The sequence below is a fragment of the Ditibartonella choladocola genome, from assembly GCF_002007565.1.
In the GTDB taxonomy this organism is placed as follows: domain Bacteria; phylum Pseudomonadota; class Alphaproteobacteria; order Rhizobiales; family Rhizobiaceae; genus Bartonella; species Bartonella choladocola.
The window spans coordinates 1,390,699-1,414,719 of the sequence record NZ_CP015625.1 but is presented as its reverse complement, the minus strand read 5'-3'; the positions used below and the strand labels follow the sequence as shown (position 1 = coordinate 1,414,719).

12 protein-coding genes, 1 tRNA gene and 1 pseudogene are annotated in these 24,021 nt (G+C 45.5%); 8 read left to right on the top strand and 6 right to left on the bottom strand.

Annotation, left to right across the window (positions count from 1 at the left end):
* Positions 1 to 269 precede the first annotated feature (269 nt).
* From BBC0122_RS06250 to BBC0122_RS06235, 5 genes and pseudogenes are all read left to right on the top strand, one after another.
* Positions 270 to 1,343 (top strand): HlyD family secretion protein, encoded by a 1,074-nt coding sequence (locus BBC0122_RS06250; RefSeq protein WP_077992250.1) that lies wholly within the window; start codon positions 270 to 272, stop codon positions 1,341 to 1,343.
* Positions 1,340 to 4,171, top strand: a pseudogene (gene rbbA / locus BBC0122_RS06245) (ribosome-associated ATPase/putative transporter RbbA); the annotation flags it as partial. The gene BBC0122_RS06250 and the pseudogene rbbA, both read left to right, overlap by 4 nt.
* Before the next feature lie 18 nt (positions 4,172 to 4,189).
* Positions 4,190 to 5,302, top strand: a complete 1,113-nt coding sequence (locus tag BBC0122_RS13150; protein WP_198231135.1) for an ABC transporter permease — start codon at positions 4,190 to 4,192, stop codon at positions 5,300 to 5,302.
* Positions 5,299 to 6,483: an alpha/beta hydrolase gene (locus BBC0122_RS06240; RefSeq protein ID WP_077992247.1), complete on the top strand. Its 1,185-nt coding sequence runs from the start codon at positions 5,299 to 5,301 to the stop codon at positions 6,481 to 6,483. Before BBC0122_RS13150 ends, BBC0122_RS06240 begins: the two co-directional genes overlap by 4 nt.
* A 130-nt stretch (positions 6,484 to 6,613) precedes the next feature.
* On the top strand, positions 6,614 to 7,762 hold the full coding sequence (locus tag BBC0122_RS06235) for a hypothetical protein (protein ID WP_077992246.1): 1,149 nt from the start codon (positions 6,614 to 6,616) through the stop codon (positions 7,760 to 7,762).
* 559 nt (positions 7,763 to 8,321) lie between these two features.
* Here the strand turns inward: BBC0122_RS06235 and BBC0122_RS06230 are convergent.
* The 4 genes from BBC0122_RS06230 to BBC0122_RS13360 form a co-directional block, all read right to left on the bottom strand.
* A tRNA-Ala gene (locus tag BBC0122_RS06230) sits at positions 8,322 to 8,397 on the bottom strand.
* A 164-nt stretch (positions 8,398 to 8,561) separates the two neighbouring features.
* Positions 8,562 to 11,066: a trimethylamine-N-oxide reductase TorA gene (torA, locus tag BBC0122_RS06225; protein WP_077992245.1), complete on the bottom strand. Its 2,505-nt coding sequence runs from the start codon at positions 11,064 to 11,066 to the stop codon at positions 8,562 to 8,564.
* Between the two features lie 9 nt (positions 11,067 to 11,075).
* On the bottom strand, positions 11,076 to 11,741 hold the full coding sequence (locus BBC0122_RS06220; RefSeq protein ID WP_077992243.1) for a TorD/DmsD family molecular chaperone: 666 nt from the start codon (positions 11,739 to 11,741) through the stop codon (positions 11,076 to 11,078).
* Complete coding sequence (locus BBC0122_RS13360; RefSeq protein WP_077992242.1) at positions 11,741 to 13,363, bottom strand: c-type cytochrome; 1,623 nt, start codon at positions 13,361 to 13,363, stop codon at positions 11,741 to 11,743. The genes BBC0122_RS06220 and BBC0122_RS13360 overlap by 1 nt, the downstream gene beginning before the upstream one ends.
* 1,304 nt (positions 13,364 to 14,667) lie before the next feature.
* Between BBC0122_RS13360 and adhP the strand changes: the two genes are divergently transcribed.
* The 3 genes from adhP to BBC0122_RS06195 all read left to right on the top strand — a co-directional run bounded on the left by adhP (position 14,668) and on the right by BBC0122_RS06195 (position 18,721).
* On the top strand, positions 14,668 to 15,702 hold the full coding sequence (adhP, locus tag BBC0122_RS06210) for an alcohol dehydrogenase AdhP (protein WP_077992240.1): 1,035 nt from the start codon (positions 14,668 to 14,670) through the stop codon (positions 15,700 to 15,702).
* 689 nt (positions 15,703 to 16,391) lie between these two features.
* The gene (locus tag BBC0122_RS06200; RefSeq protein ID WP_077992237.1) at positions 16,392 to 18,437 is read left to right on the top strand and encodes a carbon starvation CstA family protein; all 2,046 of its coding nucleotides are present in this window, start codon (positions 16,392 to 16,394) and stop codon (positions 18,435 to 18,437) included.
* Positions 18,438 to 18,523: 86 nt separating this feature from the next.
* Positions 18,524 to 18,721 (top strand): YbdD/YjiX family protein, encoded by a 198-nt coding sequence (locus tag BBC0122_RS06195; RefSeq protein ID WP_077992235.1) that lies wholly within the window; start codon positions 18,524 to 18,526, stop codon positions 18,719 to 18,721.
* Between the two features lie 1,112 nt (positions 18,722 to 19,833).
* Here BBC0122_RS06195 and BBC0122_RS06190 read toward each other — a convergent pair.
* Positions 19,834 to 21,243, bottom strand: coding sequence for an AcvB/VirJ family lysyl-phosphatidylglycerol hydrolase (locus BBC0122_RS06190; protein WP_077992234.1), 1,410 nt, complete (start codon positions 21,241 to 21,243; stop codon positions 19,834 to 19,836).
* On the bottom strand, positions 21,240 to 23,864 hold the full coding sequence (mprF, locus tag BBC0122_RS06185; RefSeq protein WP_077992232.1) for a bifunctional lysylphosphatidylglycerol flippase/synthetase MprF: 2,625 nt from the start codon (positions 23,862 to 23,864) through the stop codon (positions 21,240 to 21,242). The genes BBC0122_RS06190 and mprF overlap by 4 nt, the downstream gene beginning before the upstream one ends.
* Between the last annotated feature and the right edge of the window lie 157 nt (positions 23,865 to 24,021).

The following is a 24,021-nucleotide window of genomic DNA, read 5'->3' as shown; positions in this document are numbered from 1 at the left end:
TTGTTTATACATTTGAAAGAATTATTTTTAGTTGTTTGTGACTATACTATCTATGTGTTTTATAGAGATGCGTTCTTGTCTGTTGTAAAAAATGAAAACGTTTAGAACGTCTATATTTCATATTTTTATGTTAACAAGAAAATTGTTTTTATTGGAAAATATTTACCAAAAAGGCAACTTTTCAAATACAAAGATGAATGATAATGTGACGCGCCAAACTTGGTTAAAAGCGTATTCCTGTTTGTCGGAATGGAAATGGAGACTGTTTGATGGCTGCAAAAGGTAAAACAAAATGGGGTTGGATAGCGATCGGTGTGATTGCTATAGTTGCAGTCTATAGCGGCTTGAAAACCTATCTTCACCCCGGACTGCCCGAAGGTATTGCCATGGGAAATGGCCGCATAGAGGCAACCGAAATCGATATCGCCTCCAAACTTGCCGGTCGTATTCAGGATATTACGGTAAGAGAGGGCGATTTCGTCAATATTGGTGATGTGGTTGCCCATATGGACACCGACAATTTGCAGGCGCAATTGCGTGAAGCTCAAGCCCAATTGAAACGCGCTGTCATTAATGTTGATACGGCAAAGATGGAAGTGGAACAACGTCAGGCCGAACAGGAAGCCGCCGAAGCGACAGTGGCTCAAAATGAAGTCCAGCGCGATAATTCCAATCGACGTTATCAACGTTCAGCCACATTGCAGCAAAAAGGCACGGTTTCGACACAGGTCAGAGATGACGATCAGGCAACCTATGACGGTGCTCTGGCGGCTGTTGCAGCCTCGAAAGCACAATTGGCAGCGGCAAAAGTTGCTGTTTCTACCGCAAAAGCCAATGTCGTGAATGCGGAAGCCGCAGTCGACGCGGCAAAAGCAACAATCGAACGTATCCAGTCTGACATCAATGACAGTGAGTTGAAAGCAACCCGGTCGGGAAGAATACAATATCGCATAGCTCAACCCGGCGAGGTTGTAGCAGCAGGTGGGCGAGTGCTTAATCTGGTCGATCTGGGTGATGTCTATATGACATTTTTCTTGCCCACCAAAGTTGTTGGCAAAATCGCAATTGGTACGGAAGCGAGAATCGTACTTGACGCTGCTCCCCAATATGTCATTCCCGCTAATATTTCCTTTGTATCCGATGTGGCGCAATTTACGCCAAAAACAGTGGAGACAGCCGAAGAGCGCACCAAGCTGATGTTTCGTGTCCGCGCCCAAATTCCACAAAATCTGTTGGAAAAATATATAAAACAGGTCAAAACCGGTTTGCCCGGAGTGGCCTATGTGAAGACCGACCCGAACGCAAAATGGCCAAAGATTGTTAGTACACCAGTAGTTCAATGACAGAGCCTTCAAAAATCACGAAACCGGAATCAGGTGAACCAGTTGTAAAACTGGAAAGTGTCCGTTTGGTCTACGGCGAGAAGATTGCGCTTGACGGGATTGATCTCGACGTACCGTCCGGCAAAATGATCGGTATGATCGGTCCTGACGGTGTTGGTAAATCAAGTCTTCTGTCGCTGATTACCGGTGCGCGCGAAATTCAGGAAGGAACCGTTTACGTGTTGGGCGGTGATATGCGTGACAAACAACATCGCCTCGATGTTTGTCCGGATATTGCCTATATGCCTCAAGGCTTGGGAAAAAATCTTTATCCGACCTTGTCTGTTCAGGAAAATGCTGATTTCTTCGCGCGGCTTTTCGGGCAGGGTAAAGAAGAACGTGATGCACGTATTGCCGAACTCTGCGAGAGAACGGGTCTTAACGGTTTTGAAGGTCGTCCGGCCGGCAAACTATCCGGCGGCATGAAACAAAAACTTGGTCTTATTTGTTCGCTTATTCATGACCCGAAGCTTCTTGTGCTCGATGAGCCTACAACGGGTGTCGACCCGTTATCCAGACGGCAATTCTGGGATTTGATTGACGATATTCGCAAAGAACGTTCCGATATGAGCGTGATGGTGGCCACTGCCTATATGGAAGAGGCCGCACGGTTCGATTGGTTGATTGCCATGTATAATGGTAAAATTCTGGCAACAGGTACACCTGCCGAACTGCTTGAACAGACAAAAACCAAGACACTGGATGAAGCATTTATCGCACTTATGCCTCAAGAAGAGCAGAAGGGGCATGTGGAAGTTGTTATTCCGCCGCGCAAGGAAACAGGCAACGAGGAAATAGCGATTGAAGCTGATGGTCTCACACAACGTTTTGGAGATTTTACCGCCGTCGATCATGTCAGTTTTCGTATCAAAAAAGGCGAGATTTTCGGTTTTCTGGGGTCCAACGGGTGCGGAAAAAGCACAACCATGAAAATGCTTACCGGACTTCTTCCGGCGACGGAAGGCACTGCCAAACTGTTCGGTCGTCAGATAAATGCCAATGACATGGAAACGCGGCGTCATGTTGGCTATATGAGTCAGGCTTTTTCGCTTTATGCCGAATTGACTGTTCTCGAAAATTTACAGCTTCACGCAAAACTTTTTGAAATTCCTGCGGAAAAGGTCAAGGAACGCATGCAGGCGATGATTGACCGGTTCGAGCTGAAAGATGTGCTCAACGCCATGCCTGATTCTTTGCCGCTTGGTATCAGACAACGTATGTCGCTGGCTGTTGCGTTGCTGCATGAGCCGGAAATTCTTATCCTTGATGAACCGACTTCCGGTGTTGATCCGATTGCGCGCGATCAGTTGTGGCAACAACTTGGAGAGTTATCGCGCAACGATAATGTGACAATTTTTATCACAACCCATTTTATGAATGAAGCCGAGCGATGCGACCGCATTTCTCTTATGCATGCCGGCAAGGTTTTGATTACGGATAAACCTTCTGAAATTGTTAAATCGAAAAATGCTGACACGCTGGAGGAGGCGTTTATCGAATATTTGCAGGATGCGATTGATAAGCAGAATGCCGGGAAAAAGGCAAAAGCCGATGAAACCAAGGCCGCCGCTGAGAACAGCGCGGAAAAATCGCAGGTGACAGCGGAGAACGCGAAAAGTTCCGATAATGATAATCCGGTCGATGTCAAAAAAACACACGGAGACCGTTTTAAACGACGTTTCGATTTTATGCGGATGATGAGTTATGCCAATCGCGAGGCGCTCGAACTGCGTCGCGACCCGATACGCGCAACGATGGCGTTGCTTGGCAGCGTTATTTTGATGTTCGTTATCGGTTATGGTATCAACATGGAAGTCGAAAATTTGACTTTTGCAGTGCTCGATCATGACCAGTCGGTAATCAGTCGCGATTATGTGCAACAGATTTCCGGTTCCCGTTACTTTATCCAGAAAAAAGACATCGTTGATTATGATGATCTTGATGCAAGAATGCGATCGGGCGAAATCAGTCTCGCTATCGAAATTCCGCCCGAATTCGGCAAGGATATGGAACGCGGGCGCAATGTGGAGGTCGGCGCATGGATTGACGGAGCAATGCCGCTCCGCGCCGAAACCGTGCGTGGCTATGTGCGGGGTATGCATGCGTTATGGTTGCAGAACAAGGCGCGAACTTTGCAAGGCAAAGCTGCAACTATGGGCGATTATCATCTGGAGGTTCGCTACCTTTATAATCCCGGCATAGAAAGTCTTACGGCCATGGTTCCGGCCGTTATCCCGATTTTGCTTCTGATTATTCCTGCTATGCTTGCAGCTTTGTCGGTTGTGCGCGAAAAGGAAATGGGCTCGATCATCAATCTCTATGTCACTCCGGTAACAAGGTTGGAATTTCTGGTTGGAAAACAACTTCCTTATATCGGCCTTGGTCTTATCAATTGTATTTTGCTGTGGCTGTTTGCGGTATTTATTTTCAGAGTGCACTTCACCGGCGGAATCCTGACATTCATGTTCGCAGGGTTGCTTTATGTGGCGTTTTCAACGGCATTCGGGCTTTTGATTTCAACCTTTATGAATAGCCAGATTGCTGCAATTTTCGGTGCTGCCGTTTTGACTATTTTACCAGCAACACAATTCTGCGGCTTGATGGATCCGGTTAGCTCCCTTCAAGGAGCTGGCCGGTTAATCGGCGATATTTATCCGACAACCTATTTCATACTGATTTCGCGTGGCACATTTGCCAAAGCCCTTCAGTTCCATGATCTTGTCGGTTCATTTATTCCACTCATACTGGCAGGTCCGATTTTGGTCATCATAGCCTCGTGGCTTACTAAAAACAGGCGAAGTAAAGTCATGAAGTTAAATCATATTCTGGATTTGGGAATCAAAGAATTGCTCGGCGTTTTCCGTGACCCGATGCTCTTGGTTCTGATTGTCTACGCGTTCACAATATCCATTTATATATCGGCTAACGCAACGCCTGAAACTTTGAACAAAACTCCTATCGCGATCGTCGATGAAGATAGTTCACCTTTGTCGACACGTATTGCCACTGCATTTCTCCCGCCATATTTCATAACCCCCGAAGACATCGACCAATCCGAACTCGATTCCCGTATGGATCAGGGAATAGATACATTTGCTGTCGATATTCCGCCGAATTTTCAAAGGGATGTGCTTGCCGGACGCTCTCCGGCCATACAGCTTGATGTCGATGCGACACGTACGACGCAAGCTCTCACCGGTTCACAATATATCCAGCAAATTGTTGATGCTGAAGTGAAAGAGTTTGTCTCCCATTATCGCTCGAAAGAGCCGCAGCAGGTTTCGTTGACGTTACGTGCACGTTTCAATCCGGAATTAGAAAAATCGTGGTTCGGTTCGATTATCAATGTGATTGATAATGTGACAATGTTATCCATCATTTTGACAGGAACTGCGCTTATCCGTGAACGCGAACATGGAACTGTCGAACATCTTCTTGTTATGCCGGTCACACCGACCGAAATTATGATTTCAAAGGTGTGGTCAATGGGATTGATCGTTCTCGTTGCTGCAACATTTTCGTTGATCGTTATTGTGGAAGGCTTGTTAAAAGTGCCGATTGAAGGCTCTGTCATGCTATTTCTTGCCGGAACTGTTTTGCATCTTTTTGCAACGACATCCATGGGCATTGCCCTTGCGACCGTTGCCGGTTCGATGCCGCAATTCGGTCTGTTGCTCATGCTGGTACTTATGCCTTTGCAAATCCTGTCAGGTGGTATTACTCCGCGTGAAAGCATGCCGGAAATTATCCAGAATATCATGCTTGCCGCGCCGAACACGCATTTTATTATGATGGCTCAATCAATTCTTTATCGTGGTGCCGGTTTTACGGTTGTCTGGGAAAACTTTGCGGCTTTAGCCGTGATCGGATCTGTGCTATTCGCGTTCTCTCTCAATCGGTTCAGGGCTACACTTAAATGAGAAAAACAATTTTGGCTCGATATATTTGTTTCTTTGTTTGTCTTGTTTTTTTAACAAATTGCGGTGGATCACGAGCCGTTTTATGGCATGGAAAAAATGCGACACCGGCAACGGTGGCCGCTCAAAATGCGGCTATTCGGAAACCCGGTAAGCCGAAGGCAGTGGTTCCTGTCTATGTTGCTACAAGCAGGCAGTCGCAAAACGATTATTCGGAACCGTTCGGAATAAAAAGATCGAAAACGTTGAATTACGCGCGCGTTGACGTTGGCATTCCCCAAAAACATAAAAAAGGCGAGGTTGAAACAAACGGTTACAAACCGGATCTGGAAAATTATTTCTCTGCGGTTAATGTTGTTAAATATGACGGTCGCGAGGCGTTCAAACAACAACTGAATAATGCGCTCGACAAAAAGCCCAAGGGAAAGCGGGAAATATTTTTATTTATCCATGGCTATAACAACAATTTTGCCGACAGCACATTCAGAGCAGCACAATTTGCATATGATTATTCATTAAACGCTGTTACTGTTCATTATTCCTGGCCTTCGGGTGGCTCTATCCCGCTTTACGTCTATGATCGGGATAGCGCCGATTTTGCCCGCGACGGACTTGCCGATCTGCTAACTTTATTAAGTGAAACAGATGCCAACGAGATTACCGTTGTTGCCCATTCGATGGGCAATTACGTAACCATGGAGGCATTGAGAAGTCTAGCTCTTCAGGGCAAACGATACCCGATTGATCGCATTTCAAGTTTCCTTATGGCAGCACCGGATATTGATGTTGATGTGTTCGAGCGGCAGCTCAAAGACGTGAAAAAAATGCCGCAACCGACCGCTGTGCTTGTTTCGCGTAAAGACAAGGCGTTGGCTGTTTCCGGCCGACTGGTGGGAGGGCATGCAAGGGTAGGGGATGGCTCCAGCATACCGCTTCTGCAGAAAAACGGAATTGCCGTTCTTGATCTATCCGATGTCGATGGTGGCGCACATAATGTATTCGCTTCGTCTCCGACTTTAATGGCACTTGCTCACGACGGTTCGCTTTCAACGTCAATGATGAAAGAAACCAGTGAAACCGGAGGACAACAGATGATTGATGATAGCGGAAACATTTTGAGAGGTACGACAAATCTCATTTTCTATACGCCTGCTCGAATTATTTCTGCTGTTAGTCAGAATTGAAACAAACCGGATTGAAAAATCGAGCGCTAAGCATAGAGATAAGCCGTGGAGCGGTTTATCTCGATAATGCAACAGGTTGGTCACAGTGTTTTCAAGGGTAGTTAAACGTTTTATATGCATTTTAGCGTCGATGGCCGCTATATTAGTTATTGTCACGTCGGCGCAGGCAGAATTCGATAACGGTGCCTTTGTCAAACGTTTCTCAGAAGCCTTCGGGAAATCGGTTACTGTTTCCCATACTGGAATTGCGGGCAATAAAGATCGTTTGACTTTAGACGATGTCCGTATAACCGGAACGCCACTCTCGCCGGATACTTCATTAGGACGGGTCGAATTTTCAGGAATTCAGGAACAGGAACACGGAGCCTATTCCATCAAAAAAATTGTGTTACCGCAGATTGTCTATATCTATGAAGGAAATACTATACGGGTTTCCGGCATTACCTTGAATGATGTAACATTTCCGCCAAACAAGGGAATTTACAATCAGGATACAGGTTTCAGGTATAAAACCGGACAATTCAAGAATTTGGAATTGTTTGATAATAAAAAAAAGCGGTTAGGTCTTCTGGAAAATGGGGCAATTGCTCTTCACCCGTCAATACGCGCAAACCCGATTGATTTTGTTATAAACATCAAAAAAATAACCGTCTTCGTCGACAATTTCCCTGAAGGCTCGACCCGTCAGGATTTTATCTCGATGGGTTATAAGAATGCAACCGGACGGCTTGATATAGCCGGAGCCTATGGTGGCTATCTTTCGATGATGGATTTGAAACATTTCCATCTTGTACTGGATAAAGGTGGCGTTCTCGATGTCAGCTTGAAGATGGATGGTATGACACTTGATTCCTTGCTCACAGTGGTCACGTTGCAACGCGAAAATGAACACGGGCACATAAAGTCGACACAGATGTGGCTTGGTATGTTGGCACAAGTGCAACGTTACAATTTTTACGGCGGAAAATTACGTTTTGAAGATCATTCTCTTACAGGGAAACTCGTTGCTACCGAAGCGAAGCGAATGGGAATCGACGGAAATGCGTTGAAAACAAAGTGGAAGAATAGTCTGCCCGGTTGGCTGGCTTTTGCAAAAGATACCAACTTTGAAGCCGACGCTCAAAAAGCTATAACCACCTATCTGGACGCTCCACATTCTCTAACCGTTTCATCTACGCCGATGGATAGATTGCCGGTTATCATGCTGGCAATTTCAGGAAAACTTAGCCCGAAAGAGCTTGTGCGCGAACTGAATCTTGCAATTTATGCCAATAAATAATCGGGTATTTTCCCGTTCGGACGATATGGACAATTGTTCATTATCCGATATTCTTTATCGCGTGTTCAGTTTTGACTGATTGATTTGAATTGACCAAATCCTGAGCTTTACAACATGAATTATCGTCGCTGTTGTTATCAACCGGCACGAGGTCTTCATAGAAAAATGTAGTTTGGATAATCCGGCTCGCGATTTCCTGGCAATAATAGAATTCAATCGTAATTAAAAATGGCTGCCATCCCGTATTACCCGACTATTTCTGATGTACTCTTCTCGCTCACCTTCTGATACAGCGGTTGACTTATCTTCAGGAATTTCCGATTGCCTGCGCAAAGATAAGATGATGAAAATTCAACTGTCGGCAATTATCGACTGTCGGTTATAAAAAATATCGGCACTTAATTTTAATTGCTTTCATACTATTCTGCTACGGCTTGAAGCCCGCATCATAGCAAAACATCGACGACGAATTTTTGTTCAGCCGGTATTTCACACAATTTATCCGGTCGATAAGCCAAAGTCCGGTTTTGTGAAGCAATCGGTTAAAAAGAGAAAGGGTTGGTGGAGCTAAGCGGAATCGAACCGCTGGCCTCTTGCGTGCGATGCAAGCGCTCTCCCAGCTGAGCTATAGCCCCGTCCTACAAGGTTTGTTTTCCTCTAGGGGGTATTAAAGTGCAACGCATTGAAGATCAAGAGCCATTTTGAATTCAGGTCAATAATCGAACAATTTTATCAAAACCGACCAATAAAAAAGGAGGCGGAAGCCGCCTCCTTTCGCAATATTTGAAAATGAAAACAATCAACCGGCTTTGCGCGGTTCGATAAATACTTCAACAGGAGGCAGAGATCCTGTGAATTTTTCAATTTCGACAACGGCGGTCTGGCCGCAATTGGCTTGCGCCAATTTAGAGGTCGATACACTGGTCGTGAGGTTGTTCACATCACCGTACCGGCAGAGAGTTTTTGCTTCTCTCGGATTGACCGGATCATACCAACCGCCTTCATTGATACGGATAACGCCAGGCCGGATAACATCGGTTACCTTGATGCCGACAAGAATCTGACCACGATCGTTATAAGCGCGAGCAATGTCACCATCTTTCAAGCCGCGTGCTTCCGCATCTTTCGGGTTGATCCAGCAAGGTTCACGCCCACCTATTGCATATTTTTCCCTTAATTTCGTGCCGCACAATTGGGAGTGCAGACGGTAAATCGGATGGTTTGAAGCAATATGCAGCGGATATTTTGTTGTGGGTCCGTCAAGGCGTTCGATCGGCTCCATCCAGGTTGGATGGGGAGGGCAATCGTCATAATGCATCTTCTCGATATTAAGCGAGTAGATTTCGATTTTGCCAGAAGGAGTTCCGAGAGCGTTAAGCAGCGGATCCTCACGGAAATCGGCATAACGCACAAACTGTTTCTGTGCATCTTTGACGGGGAAGCCCAAAGCTTCTTCACTTTGCCAGAACGTATCGAAGACCGGCATTTCCATGCCCTTGGCACGGGATTCAAGACGGGCTGCTTCATAGAAGCTCTTGATCCAGTCCATTTCATTCATGCCTTCGGTGTATTCTTCCCGTTTGCCGAGACGTTCACAAATATCGGCGAAAATGTCGAAGTCGGAACGTGCTTCATACATCGGTTCGACAAGTTTCTTCATGGGAACAATATGGCTTAATGCATAGTCACCCAATTGTTCGATGTCATTGCGTTCATAGGAAGTTGTGACCGGCAAAACGATGTCGGCATGACGTGCCGAGGCGGTCCATTGGAAATCATGAACAACAAATGTATCCAGTTTTTTCCAAGCTTCGACCATTTCGTTACGGTTCTGCTGATGCGAGAACGGATTACCACCCGCCCAATAAACCATATGAATTTCAGGCAGAACAATATCCGACCCGTTATATTTGATGGTTCTGCCAGGGTGGAGCAGCGCTTCCACAAGCCGACAAACCGGAATGGCATTGGATTTAGGTTGGCAAGCAGATTCGGTAGAACCCGGATGGCAACCGGCAGGCAGATCTGTTACCTCGGCTGCAGGACCATCTGTAATACCACCCAGAATCGGACTTGTGGCTGTTGGTGTGCCGCCGCTGCAATAGTGGTAGCTAAAACCGAAACCGCCACCGGGAAGGCCGATTTGACCGAGCATCGAACACAATGTTACCAACATCCAGTGGGCTTGTTCGCCATGGTGTTGACGCTGGATAGACCATCCGGCTGCAATCATTGTACGGTTCTTGGCAAAGTCACGAGCAAGCTGTTTTATTGTGCCCGCATCTATGCCGCAAATCTTTGACGCCCATTCTGCGGTTTTCGGCGTGCCATCTTCTTTGCCGATAAGATAGGCAAGGAACTTGTCGAAGCCGACTGTATATTTTTTCAGAAAATCTTCGTCATGAAGCTTTTCTGCGTAGAGTGTGTGGGCAATACCGAGCATCATTGCAACGTCGGTCTGCGGGCGGGGAGCCAGCCATTCACCATCCAGATATTGACAGGTTTCTGTTTTGATAGGATCAATGCAGATAACCCGAATACCGGCTTTCTTGACTTCCTCAAGGCCGACAAACGCGCCATGGTCGGCAATCAGCCAGCCGATCTGGTCGGTATTGACAGGGTTACAACCCCAGAAAACAAGCGTTTTTGTGTTGTCGCGAACAACATCCCATGATGTACATTGTTCATAGACTTCCAAAGATCCGACAACGTGAGGCAGAATAACCTGTGCCGCTCCCGTCGAATAATCGCCGAGCGAGTTGACAAAACCACCGGTTGTTTTCAGCATTCTGCGCAAAAGTGTCCGGCAATTATGGAATTTGCCAACGCTTTTCCAGCCATATGAACCACCGAAAACGCCGTTTGATCCGTATTTCTTGCGCACGCGCGTGAGTTCACCGGCTACAAGGTCAATAGCCTTTTCCCAGCTCACGCGAACAAAGTCGCCTGTGCCACGCCCTTCAGGATCTGCACCGGGACCTTGTTCAAGCCAGGCGCGACGAACCATCGGATATTTGATGCGCGACGGCGAATAGATGGAATCCATCATTCCTTGCAACATAGGAGTGGGATGCGGATCCTGTTCCCAAGGCGTAACTTCAACCAGACGGCCTTGGTCAACACGACCGCGGAAAACGCCCCAGTGGCTGCCCGACATAGTCAGTTTCGTGCCGGATTGTGCCTGTGCGCCACGTGTGAGAAGTGAACCGCTCGCGGCACCCACCATCGTCAACATAGCACTACTTTTGAGAAATGAACGACGATTCATTTCCGGCAGGGTGATTTTTGTTTTGTCGAATGACATAGCATTCTCCTAGTGTTTAATGTTGTCTTGGTTGCCATAAAGGCGACTGAAAGACGAAAGATAAATAATAAGCAAGTCGACCAGGCGGGCATAGAGACTATGACCAGCCACCTTACCCAGCGCTGAACTCATTTCAGGAAGCCATAGAAAGAGACGTGAAGTAACATCTGCTATGACTTTCTGTTCGTGTTGGCGGAAAGCTTCAGCCAATGCGGCCAATTCCAATGAAATATGATCGGCCGGTTCTTTACAAGATGCACTTACCGAAACATCAAGTTTCTGCAAAACATCCAGCATTTCAACATAAGGAGCCTGAAAAAGTCTTCCGTTTTCATCCCGATAATAACTTTCATACGGAGGAACAGAAAGCGGGCCGGAAGCACCATCAAACAAACTGATATATTGTTGCGAAAGCTGGTGGTTAAGCACTTCTGGAGAATGACTGCGGAATAAATCCGCAATCATTTTTGTTAATTCGGTTGCACCGAGTTCTTTACCGAATTCACCCAGAAAAGTCATAACGGAATGCGATTGACATTCTTCGAGAAGTTCGATGCTTGGTGGCGCTATGAACAATCTGGCGAACCAATCGATTATTCTGGCCTCTGCTTGATCTTCATTGGATGTCATTTGACGTTCAGCGTTAAATGACGCTTCTGATTGAACAACAGCCATCAATGTGCCTCTTCACCTTCATTAACATCTTTTGAATGGTTCTGGAGATAGCTCAAAAGCAAGCGATACTGATCCGGTGTCAAGGAAGTATAACGCTTCATTGCATTCAAATTGCCGATCCATTGATTGGCAAGCAAATGTCCTGCTTCGGGTAGTGAATGGCAGACGCTACATGTCGAACTGAAAAGATCAGACGTATAGGCCCACATATCTCCGAGAGAAACATTGACATCTTTATCGCTTGTCCACAATTCAAGGCTTACAGGATACCATGTTTGCTTGGTTTCAGGATCAACAACAGCCTTGCCAAGCTTATAGGATGCCATAGCCTTGTCGCCCAGAACCGCATACATAATTCGCTGACCTTGCAGGGCATAGACAACAGATGGTGCTCCATCCATTTGCCAACCATCCAGACGTACCTTCAACTTGTCGCCTTTATGTTCGAGAACTGAAAGTTTTGCCGCCGCCAATAATTTGCCGTCTTCATCTCCGGAACCATTCTCGTCAATATAGAACGGTTTTGTGTAGACCGAATAAACTGTATCTGCATTTTTAACAGCATTATCGGACGATGTCGGCAATGTCACATCAAGCTTGTTGGTTTGTGGCAACATAACAATTTTTGATGTGTGGTTTGATTGCGGTTGTCCGGGAGCAGGCAGATCGACACCGGGGAGGGTTTTGATATAAGCAGCCATGGCACGGAGATCTTCATCGGGAAGCTGTTTCGTGTTTTTAATGACTTCTGCCATATCGCCACCGGCAACTTTATTGATCGGGCTCTTGCCGGTCTTCAAATAATTGAAGATGGAGTTCTCGGCCCAGAATTTGATACCGGTATCGTCCTGACTGATATTCGGGAAATGCCCGTTACCATCAGGTGTAGCACCACCGCCATAACGTAGATTGCTTTTTATTACACCCATAAAATTACGGGTTGAATGGCATTCGGCACAGTGACCCGCACCTTCAACGAGATAACGTCCGCGTTCAAGCAGGGCTTCCTCGTCTTTTGTTTCCTTGGTGTTGGTAGTCGCAGTGACTTGCATTGGTGGCAATGCTTTGCCGTCAAGAAAAGCCAAACGCCAAACGCCAACACCACGACGCATATTGAAAGGAAATTTCAAATCATGATCGGGTGCAGCACCTTGAACAGGTTCAAGCGATTTGATGTAGGCAAACAGGTCGCGGACATCGTTCGCTGTCAAACGTTGATATGATGTATAAGGAAATGCCGGATAGAGGTTTTGACCGTCAGGCATAATGCCATTAGGACCAACACCTTCACGTACAGCTTTGGTAAACTCGGCAAGTGTCCAGTTACCTATACCGTCTTTTTTATCCGACGAAATATTGGGCATATAAAAACGCCCGAATTCAGTATCCAAGGCACGCCCGCCACCTAACTTCAACGGATTGTCCTGATTAGGGGAAGCATGACAAGTCGAGCAGTCGCTGGCTACAAATACAACGCGACCATTTTCCAGATCCGGCGCAGTATTGTCAGCTACGTCTCGTGTGGGATGAGTAAGTGACCATGTGATCGGGGAGGTAAGAACAAAAAAACCTACGATCCCTATAACAACAAGAACCAAAAACCATCGGGTTAGCCGTTTCATATTTTTGGCATCCTTCTATGCAATTTTATATTCAATTTTCTCTTTCGACATTTGAAACCTGTTTCTACCTCCGCAACAGGAATGCCCTGATATTCAAGTTAAAACTAAATGTGACGACACACTTATAATAGCTAAATATCACGATTTCGTGACGGATTGAACATTTTCCCCAAAAACCGATTTGAATAATTTTATGCTTTAAAAACAGCAAGTTGTTAGTTGATTTATATCAATTCCAGGTAAAAATGCCTTTTTTCAATCCTATTTTGAAACAATTTACATTAGCCGGAGAATAAAAATAAAAAGCTGAATATTTTATTCATATTTCATCCGGGTTTCGTTTATGAGACGTGAGTCTCGATTGGAAAATGAATCCACATTTCGGGTTGGGATAAGAACAATAGTCCAGAAAATTCACCTCCAGTTTTTTGCCAATGAACGATAAAGAGGGGCAAACATTGATAACGGGAAAGGCAAGATATGCAGATCTTGCCTGTTCAATGATTGGCCGAACAATTTGTTCCGATAGCATTTCGACGTTTTGATTTTTCCATTTTTTTATTCAATCCGGCGTTTGAATATCCGATAAATTTGAGCAGTATGGTCGCCAAACAATGATAATCGCAGATCGGGGAAGTAAGAGGAAAGCCCGGACACTTGAAAAATAAATCCGAATGAACCGCCCGATCAAATTGGCGGGTCTTTTTGTTATGTATCGGTTATTTTTTGTTCTGTATCGGTTATAATGAACCGGTTTATTACCGGAGTTCATAAGCGATGGCAATCAACTCACGCGTTCTTTGAACACTGTCATCACTTTTAAACATATCTCTCGTTGATTGGAAAGTTGTTCTTGGTAACGGATATTTCCGTTAACATAACGAACCCGTTTTCAGAAAAAAATAAACCGGAAAAAAAGCGTTCCGGTTTAATGAACACAATATGTTTGTCTCTTTGATCGAATTACTACAAGAAATTGATTGTTGTTAAAAATAAAATAATTATAAATTAAAAAATGCCTTTTTGTCTATAATCGGAACAATAAAATAAAAAATATAAATAAAGAATATAGTAATTTTCTGTTTTTTGTTTATAGTGAAGGAGGAGAGGGGTATTTTTGCGGGATAAAATGTAAAAATTTTCAAAAGTGAACTTGCTCGACAAGAAAAATTTTCCATATCGTTATGAGTGCGCGAAATAGCGCATCTATTCAAAATTCGTCAAAACCAACTACAGAATACGTGAAGTGATTGTTTGATTTTTGGATAATATTCACGTGTTCCTAGCCAATGAAGGAGACCATCATGGCAAAGACGATGCAAGCCGCAGTTGTGCGGGAATTCGGAAAGCCCCTTACCATTGATGAAGTACCAATTCCGGAGCCGGGAGATGGCATGATTCAGGTGAGTGTGCAAGCTTGTGGTGTTTGCCACACAGATTTGCATGCAGCACACGGGGATTGGCCGGTCAAGCCCAAGCCGCCTTTTATTCCCGGCCATGAGGGTGTCGGCTACGTATCGGCTGTAGGCCGCGGTGTCAAACACGTAAAAGAAGGTGACCGGGTTGGCGTGCCTTGGCTATACACTGCATGCGGATGTTGTTCACATTGTCTCGCCGGTTGGGAAACGCTCTGCGAACACCAGTTGAACACGGGCTATTCTGTTAACGGAGCGTTCGCTGATTATGTCGTTGCCGATCCGAATTATGTAGGACATTTGCCTAGCAATATCGGCTTTAACGAAATTGCTCCAATTCTATGTGCCGGTGTTACTGTTTATAAAGGTCTTAAAGTAACCGATGCAAAACCGGGCAATTGGGTCGGTATTTCGGGTATTGGTGGCCTCGGTCACCTCGCAGTGCAATATGCTAAAGCTATGGGGTTCAATGTTGCAGCAATTGATGTCGCAGACGATAAAATTGAACTGGCCAGGCAATTGGGTGCCGATGTTGGTATCAATGTCACAAAACATAGCGATCCAACCGCCGAATTGCGCAAACTTACCGATGGTGGCGTGCATGGTATGTTGGTCACAGCCGCATCTCCGAAAGCCTTTGAACAAGCTTTGGGTATGGTTCGCCGCGGCGGTACTTTGGCAATGAACGGCTTACCGGCCGGTAGTTTTCCGGTTTCGATATTCAATATGGTTCTCAATGGCGTGACACTGCGTGGTTCGATTGTGGGCACCAGACTTGATTTGCAGGAAGCTTTGGATTTTGCAGAAGCGGGAAAAGTCAAGTCCCATATTTCGACTGATAAGCTCTCCGATATCAACCATATTTTTGACAATATGATTGCAGGCAAAATCGAAGGACGTGTGGTCCTTGATATGACAAAATAAAATTCACGGAAAACGTGATTTGCTAATCTTTGCGGGCCTGTCATATCAGGCCCGTTTTTTTAAGATGTTATTTTATTTCGAGAAGCATTTTCCGGTTCAATATCCAATCAGATCTTTCACGATTTTTCGGGGTGACTTGAAGATCGTTAGCGAGCCTAAATTGCAAGGCAAAGACAATTGCTGTAATCGGTGCGAAATTAAAATTATAATACCGGCATTGACCGTGTTTGTTATGGCAAACCTCTCGTCAAAAACACAAATATAGTCAATTGTTGAAAGCATTCGGCTGTCTGGCCAAATGACGAGTTATCTAAAACTCTTTCTAAACATTCGTTCTTGATAGAGAGTGTTTTTGCTGCCCGACAAAAACCATCTGAAATTCGCCAATATTCGAGGTTGCCGAACTACCCGTTGCCGGGGATGGGCGCTGCCACGTTCTGCAAGTTGGACTTACGTCAAACCTATATTGTTATAGACGCGGTATGGAAATGAAAATTCACCATTCAAAATTGCGTTTTTATATATCCGCAAAGCTTTGTTGATATTCACAGTTAAATTTGTTTCGTCAACTAATACTATAGACAACAGTCGATAAATAATAATAAAAAATAATTCGGCTGCTTTTGTTGGAAGGTCGAAGTAACATAAGCAGGTATTTTTTCCCGAAGAATTTCAGGAGGAGGGGAAATATGGAGACCACTCGGAAACCTTTAACCGCCACTCAAGTAATAATTCTCGTTATATTGGCAATATTGGGTGCTTTTTCGCTAGGATATATAGCACTTCAACGTGGTGAAGCCATCAATGCGATGTGGATTGTCGTTGCTGCGGTTTGCGTTTATCTTGTTGCTTACCGTATTTATGGATTATTCATTTCCGGTGTTGTTCTGAAGGCAGACAGAACGAGAATGACTCCTGCTTATCGTCGAAATGACGGGCTTGATTATGTTCCTACTGACGAGAAAATCCTTTTTGGTCACCATTTCGCGGCAATAGCCGGTGCAGGACCGCTTGTGGGACCTGTGCTTGCTGCTCAAATGGGCTATTTACCCGGTTTATTATGGATATTGGCAGGATGCGTACTTGCGGGTGCCGTGCAGGATTTTATGGTGCTCTTCATCTCGACCCGAAGGGACGGGCGCTCGCTTGGCGAACTCGTTCGTGAGGAAATGGGAGATGTCGCCGGTGTCATTGCACTTATTGCCTGTTTCATGATTATGATAATCATTCTCGGTGTTCTGGCAATGGTGGTTGTGAAAGCTTTGGCCGGTAGCCCATGGGGAACCTATACAGTCGGTTTTACCATTCCTCTCGCCTTTTTTATGGGAATTTATCTGAGATATATCCGTCCGGGCAGAATTGGTGAGGTTTCGGTGATCGGCCTTGTGTTTCTGCTGTTCGGTATTGTGTCGGGCGGCTGGATAAAAGACAGCAGCATTGCATCGTGGTTCACCTATGAGGCAACAACACTCACTTTAATGATTATTATATATGGTTTTATTGCTGCTGTTTTACCTGTTTGGCTATTGCTCGCCCCGCGCGATTATCTTTCGACCTTCTTGAAGATTGGAACAATTATCGCTTTGGCAATCGGCATTATTGTTGTTCGCCCGATGCTCGAAATGCCGGCTCTTACAAAATATGTAGACGGTACTGGGCCAGTCTGGGGAGGCGATCTTTTTCCATTTCTGTTCATTACAATTGCCTGTGGGGCGGTGTCCGGTTTTCATGCGCTTATTTCTTCAGGGACAACACCGAAAATGTTGGCAAATGAAGAACAAGCCTGTTTCATCGGCTATGGCGGCATGTTGATGGAATCTTTTGTTGCCATTATGGCGTTGATTGCCGCAAGTGTTATCAATCCGGGCGTTTATTTTTCGATGAACGCGCCGTTAAGTGTGCTTTTACCTGAAGGAACAGGTGATTTGGTCCAATCGGCTGCAACCGTTGTTTCAAGTTGGGGATTTCAGGTAACGCCTGAAATGCTGACAAATATAGCGAATGAAGTTGGAGAAAAGTCGATCGTTGCCAAAACCGGTGGAGCGCCGACGCTCGCTGTCGGTATGGCGCATATTTTACATAATGCTCTCGGTGGTTGGATGAGCATGTCATTCTGGTACCATTTTGCCATTTTGTTTGAAGCGCTTTTCATCCTCACCGCTGTTGATGCAGGAACCCGTTCTGCCCGCTTTATGCTACAGGATCTTCTTGGTATTGTGTTCCCCCATATGCGCAAAACCGACAATCTTTTTGCCAATCTGGTCGCCACAGCGCTCGTCGTACTTATGTGGGGATATTTTGTCTATCAGGGAGCGGTTGACCCCAAGGGCGGAATTTATTCTCTTTGGCCATTATTCGGCATAGCCAATCAGATGCTTGCAGCGGTAGCACTGCTCTTGTGTGCAGTTGTACTGTTCAAAATGAAGCAGCAGCGCTATGCGTGGGTTGCAATTCTTCCTGCAACATGGCTTTTCATTTGTACCATGACAGCCGGTTGGCAAAAGGTATTTGACGCCAAGCTCAGTTTCTTTGTTGCGGCAGCGAAAGCCACAAACAAACAATTGGCTTTGGGCAATTACATCAATGGCATTTTGACGGCATTGTTTATGTTAGTGGTTCTGGCTTTGACGTTATTTGCTATCAGGTCTGCCATTAAAGCTATGAAGAGTGATAAGCCGACGGTTCAAGAAATACCCTATGAACCATTTCCCGCCAATCCGATTGAAATCAAATAGTTCAACCGGAGTATAAGGCTGATAGCCGAACAGCATATAGCATTGTTTTATAGCAATGCTATATGCCATTGATGGAGGATATAAATATGTGCTTGAATTTTCTTGGTATGGGGAAGTTTTTAGGCCAGACAGCAAAGCTCATGATCGGTGTTCCCGATTATGACAACTATGTTGCTCATATGAAACGTGTTCATCCCGACGAGCAGCCTATGTCCTATAACGAATTTTTCCGTGAACGTCAGGAAGCGCGATATGGTGGTAAAGGCGGCTTCAAATGTTGTTAGACTTGTACCTTCGCGCGATGGATGACAAGTGATTTCGCTCGGTAGATGACAAGAAACTTCACGCGTTAGGTGACATCGGACTTCACAAGATCGATGAAGATGGCTTCGCGTCATAGTTAGCGCGTCATAGTTAGTAAGTGCCGGTTTGCCTCCCGTCCGCAAGGGACGTTCGACATGAATATGCTGGCCTGCCAAATCTGTTTTGTGTCGAGAAAATGTCTGTCCTCTTCTATGGAGGCGTTGATATAACTGCCTACAAACAGCACAACAATCGAATAGGTGGCAGGAGACGTGACAAAACAAGAGAACGGTATTTTTAAACCGGTTTTTTATACACGAGATATTTATATCTATTATCCGGTTCGTTCGGGTGGTCTACATGTCACATAACGAAAAATAATTATCAAATAACATGCATGATCGATATTAGGGCGAAGGTCTGTATTAAAAGCCATAGATAGAATGCGAAGATTTGTAATTGGCCGTGTTCAATTACGTTCCATGGGGCGCAAGAAAAACACAGCTTTGGGGGCGCAAGAAAAACGCTGTTTTTAAAAATTCCCTTGAAGAGAAATGACCCGATTATTCAATCAGGAAAAATCCTTCCGGATTTTTGATTATTCCATTTTGTACAATCAATTATTTAAGAAAAGCGGATTGGTGAATTTGAAATTTTTCGACCAAATGGATAGTGCGGTATATTTGCACCCGCTAGAAATGGGCTTTGACCTATTGTGCCGCATTTTTCAAAAATATTCACGAGAACTGATATAAGTGTGCTGCCAGCCAGCCTATTCCAAAGGTCACAGACCGTTCACGTTCCAAAAGTCACATACCGTTTACGTTCCAAAAGTCACGTACCGTTCACGCCTTTGAAGAACTGCTGCTATGTTAGACATATAACCTTCTTTTTTATGGCTTCTGTCGGGGAAGTTTTAAACGCGATTTAACGCTTGGTGCGAATGATATAGCCCGATATGTGCGCAAATGCGGCTCATAACCGGGCATCTCGATTTTGTTGACACATTGATAATCGAAAACAAGATAAACAGTGCCCCGAAAGTTCAATTATTTATTCCTGCATGTGGAACACTGTCTAGCTTAACAGGTTTTCAATCCTGATTTTGTTTTTTGTCAAGTTTGGCTTTCTCCAACAGGATTGCATGAAGCGATTTGGCGAGGCTTTTATAATCTTCATCAAAATGATGCCCGCCTGGAAGCTTGATACGTTGCATTCCATTCAGTTCGGGATCCGGACAGGCAGTGTCGTCCTCATCTTCGCCATAAATGCAAACAGTTTTATCCGTCGGCATATATTGCATTTGGTCAAGGACGGGAGTGTCGCCGGAACCACCAAGCCAACCATCAATCGAGATTTGGAAATCAGCCGTTTTGGATAATCCCATAAGGGCTATCATGACTGTTTGATTTTTAACGCTATCATCAAGAACCTGCCAGGCAAAAGGTAACACATCCGCACCAAATGAATAGCCGAAAAGTGCAACGGGCAGGCGTTGTTGAGGATCAGCCTCCTGAACAAGCTGTTCAATATCTTTGGCTATTTCTTCCGGCGTGCGTGTGCTCCAGAAATAACGCAGTGAATCAATGCCAATGACATGAACATCCTGACTTTGCAGGAGATCACCTATTTCCATATCAATGTCACGCCAACCGCCATCGCCGGAGAAAAAGATAACAAGAGCTTTTGCTGGATTTTTGGAAGGCATATCAACGATTGGCAAGTCGGCGTCGGCGGCATCACGAATAGCGTAATCAAGTGCAGTATCGACTGCTGTCTTCAACCTAGATTCAATTGCAGGGTCATGGATAACTGCGGCAGTTTTATCTCGCATAGCCTGTTTGACGTCATTTCCTTCAAGTCTGTTCGATATGATTGTGACCGGCGAAGGAACCTTGGCTCCAATCTCGTAACTATAACCGCCATCAGGGGTTTTTATTGCATCCGCAGCTTCTGTGCAGGATGGAAGTTTGGTGTGTGAGGATTGGGCAGGGTCAATGACGACAGTACCAGCCAAAGTATTTTCAGGAGAATCGGCTGCGGCTGCATAAGAAATAGTTCCACCTTCTCCAATGCCGACGACAACCGGATGAAAGTAAACGTCAAGATCGAGCCGACGCAGAATATCTTTCGATAGCGCTTCCAAATCGGAATCGAGATAGACGCAATCACCATCTTCCTTATCAAGTTCTTCCCGCCAGTTATCATAATTGACAGTTGCAACGATAAGGTTGCGTTTCAACAATGCCGCCATTATATCTGTTTCCCGGGTTTTCGGGCCACCGGCATCTGAAACAAGAATTACAAGACCTCTGATATCCCCTTGAGGCAAATAAACAGGAATATCGCTGAAACGTTCCCCCTCGGCATAAACAACAGGAGAGGTGGAGCCAATAAAACCGGCCCATAAACGATTGATTTTCCCGCGATGGAGAACACCGTATACCACCGCCACAATAACAAGAACGGCGACCACGAATAAAATTATACGTCTGATCTTCATTTACGTAGAAACTCCAGTGGATTGCCGTTAATAAGTGTTGTGACATCAAAAAGAACTTTGGCAGTTTCAAGACCGCCCGGACAGATAAGATAGTGGGGTGACCAGACAGGATCAAATTTATCCTTGAATGCTTTCAAGCCGTCAAAATGATAGAGATCACGACCACGATGGTAAATGAACGAGCCTATCCGTTGCCAACGTGCAGCCAGACGGTTTGTTGAAAGACCGGCGAGGGGCGCAGCTCCGAGATTGAACCACTGGAAGCCTTGCTCTTTCCCGTAAAGCAGCAAATGGGCGAACAAAGCATCCATCATGACTTTGGATACGTTCGGCAGATAGCGCATCATATCGACAGTAATTTCATTTTGATTGCCGCTTTTCCAAACATTTGCGAAAGCCACAATCTGGCTGTCTTTTGTCATGACAGCGACGTCATAACGCTTCAGAAAATCCTCGTTGAAATAACCGATCGAAAAACGTTTTTCCGCTCCCGCTTTCGACGCAAGCCACGTATCCGAAACATGGCGAAGTGCAAGAAGGTGATTTTCAACCTCGTTTGCCGGTATAATCGAAAATTCCAACCCCTCACGAGCCGCCTTACGCTCGGCATAGCGGAACGGTTGGCGCTTTGGCCCGTCCAACGAAAAATCGGGAAGATAGACTTTTGCAACCTCACCCAGTTTGATAGCGCTTAGCCCCATATCGAGATAAAGCGGCAAGTGGCGGGGGCCGACACCATAAAATACGGTGCGCAAAGCTGCATCATCCGCATGTTTACGGAATTCCCAAGCCAAATCATTAAAGACTTTCTCGTCATTGCTTACCGGTTCACCCAGCGCTATCAGGCTGCCGCCCGACTTGCTATACATGATGAAACCGTCTTCATTCGGTGAAATCAGAAACTGTTTGTCGCCCAAAAGTGCCAAAGCCGTGTCTGATAAAGGGGATTGGGCAACAAGTCGGGGAATACAATCGGGTATTATTGCCTCTTGTTTTGCACGTTTGCGCAACGGTCTATGGATAATATTGTAGAGTGCAGCAATAAAGACGACAGAAAATATTACAACGCTTGCTCTTAAAAAACGTGGAGCGTTGGCGTTCCATGCGAAACTCCACCACAATTCATTGGAATATTCGACGTGCCGGTAAACAAAAAATCCGAGCCAGATAACAGCACAAACGAAGGCTGCAATACTCGCGAGCCACCCCCAACTGATTGTTAAACCATTGTTCAAAGGGCGGCGATAAAAGGAGCGTTTGAACCCCCATAAAATCAAAGCAAATACGCATAGAATGGTTGCCTCTTCCCAATCAAGTCCTTTGGTGAGACAAAAAACCGCTCCTGCAAGCAAAAGGAAAATCGTGACAAACCAGGCATTGACCAGACGGCGCGCCAGCCCATAGGAAATAACGAGTAACGTAACACCTATAAGACTTGCTGCAAGATTTGAGGTTTCAATAAAAATCAGAGGCAAAATATCCGACAATACGTCAAGCCGTATTCGCCGCCCCGGTGTGACAACCGATATTAACATCACAACACCGGCAAGAAATGTCAGTCCGGCTGAAATAGAAGGTATCATCGGTTCGATAATGCGGGATACCTGAGCGGCTTTTGCCGAAACACGCTTGCGTTGCCTGAACATTTCCCAAAACGCAATGCCGACGATTGCCACAAGAAGTGGGAGAATTGTGTAAATCAGGCGATAGGTGAGGAGAGCGGCAACGCCTTCGGCATTACCTGCAAGACCGAGCCCACCGATAAGAATCGCTTCAAACGCACCCAGTCCGCCAGGTGAATGGCTCACCACGCCAACGACAATCGCTACCGCAAAAACCAGATTGAAAGCCAGAAAGCCGGTTTGCAAATCCGACGGCATAAGCACATAGAGAGTTGCAGAAGCCGAGGTAATATCGACAAGCCCCGCAAATATTTGCATCAATGCGCCGCGAGAGCCTGGAAGTTTTAGCGATAACGGGCCGATTTTAAGCTCCCTTGCTCCGCCATAAAGCCATAAGATAAGAGCAACAAGAACAAGGATGATGGCAATGCCGGCTATCCGGTCGCCTACGAGATTGAATGTTCCAAGAAGCGGAAGGTTTTCAGGTTCAAAAGCCAGCGCAAAACCGATAACCGTGAGCAACGCAAACCACATCGAGAACCACGACATGCTGATAATGCGCCCGATATCGGCAAGACCGACACCTTCGCCCGCATAGACACGGTAGCGCAGTGCGCCGCCTGTAAGAAACGAAAAACCTAAAGCATTCGATACCGCATAACCGGCAGATCCCGCCAATGCCGCTACAGGCATTGTGATTTTTCCGGGCGCAATCGTTCGGGCTGCCACAACGTCATAAAGCGCGATACCGCAAAAACTCAAAATTGTGAAAAAAAGTGCCAATAACAGAGTGGGCGTTGTATAGCTTTTGAACGCTTCAATTGTGTCGTGTCTTGAGGTTGTCTTTAAAAGCTCCCAAAGTACGAAAAAGGAAATGGCCGCAATCGTCAGGCCCAATAAAGGAACAATAGATGTTTTTGCCAGATGTAAAAGGCGTGATGGCTGCTTGGAAGCGGCATTGCCAACGGCGTCTTCATCCAGTTTATTCTCGCTTGTCATGTGATTCCTTTTAGACCGTGGTCTCGTTTGCGATAGCGGACTTGTTCAGGCACTTATCGTAGAATTATATGAATTTTATTTGACATCCTTATATGAAGGAACATTTTTTTTAAACGGGAGTTTTCGCAAGGTTGAAGGTTTTCATACAGGTTAATAT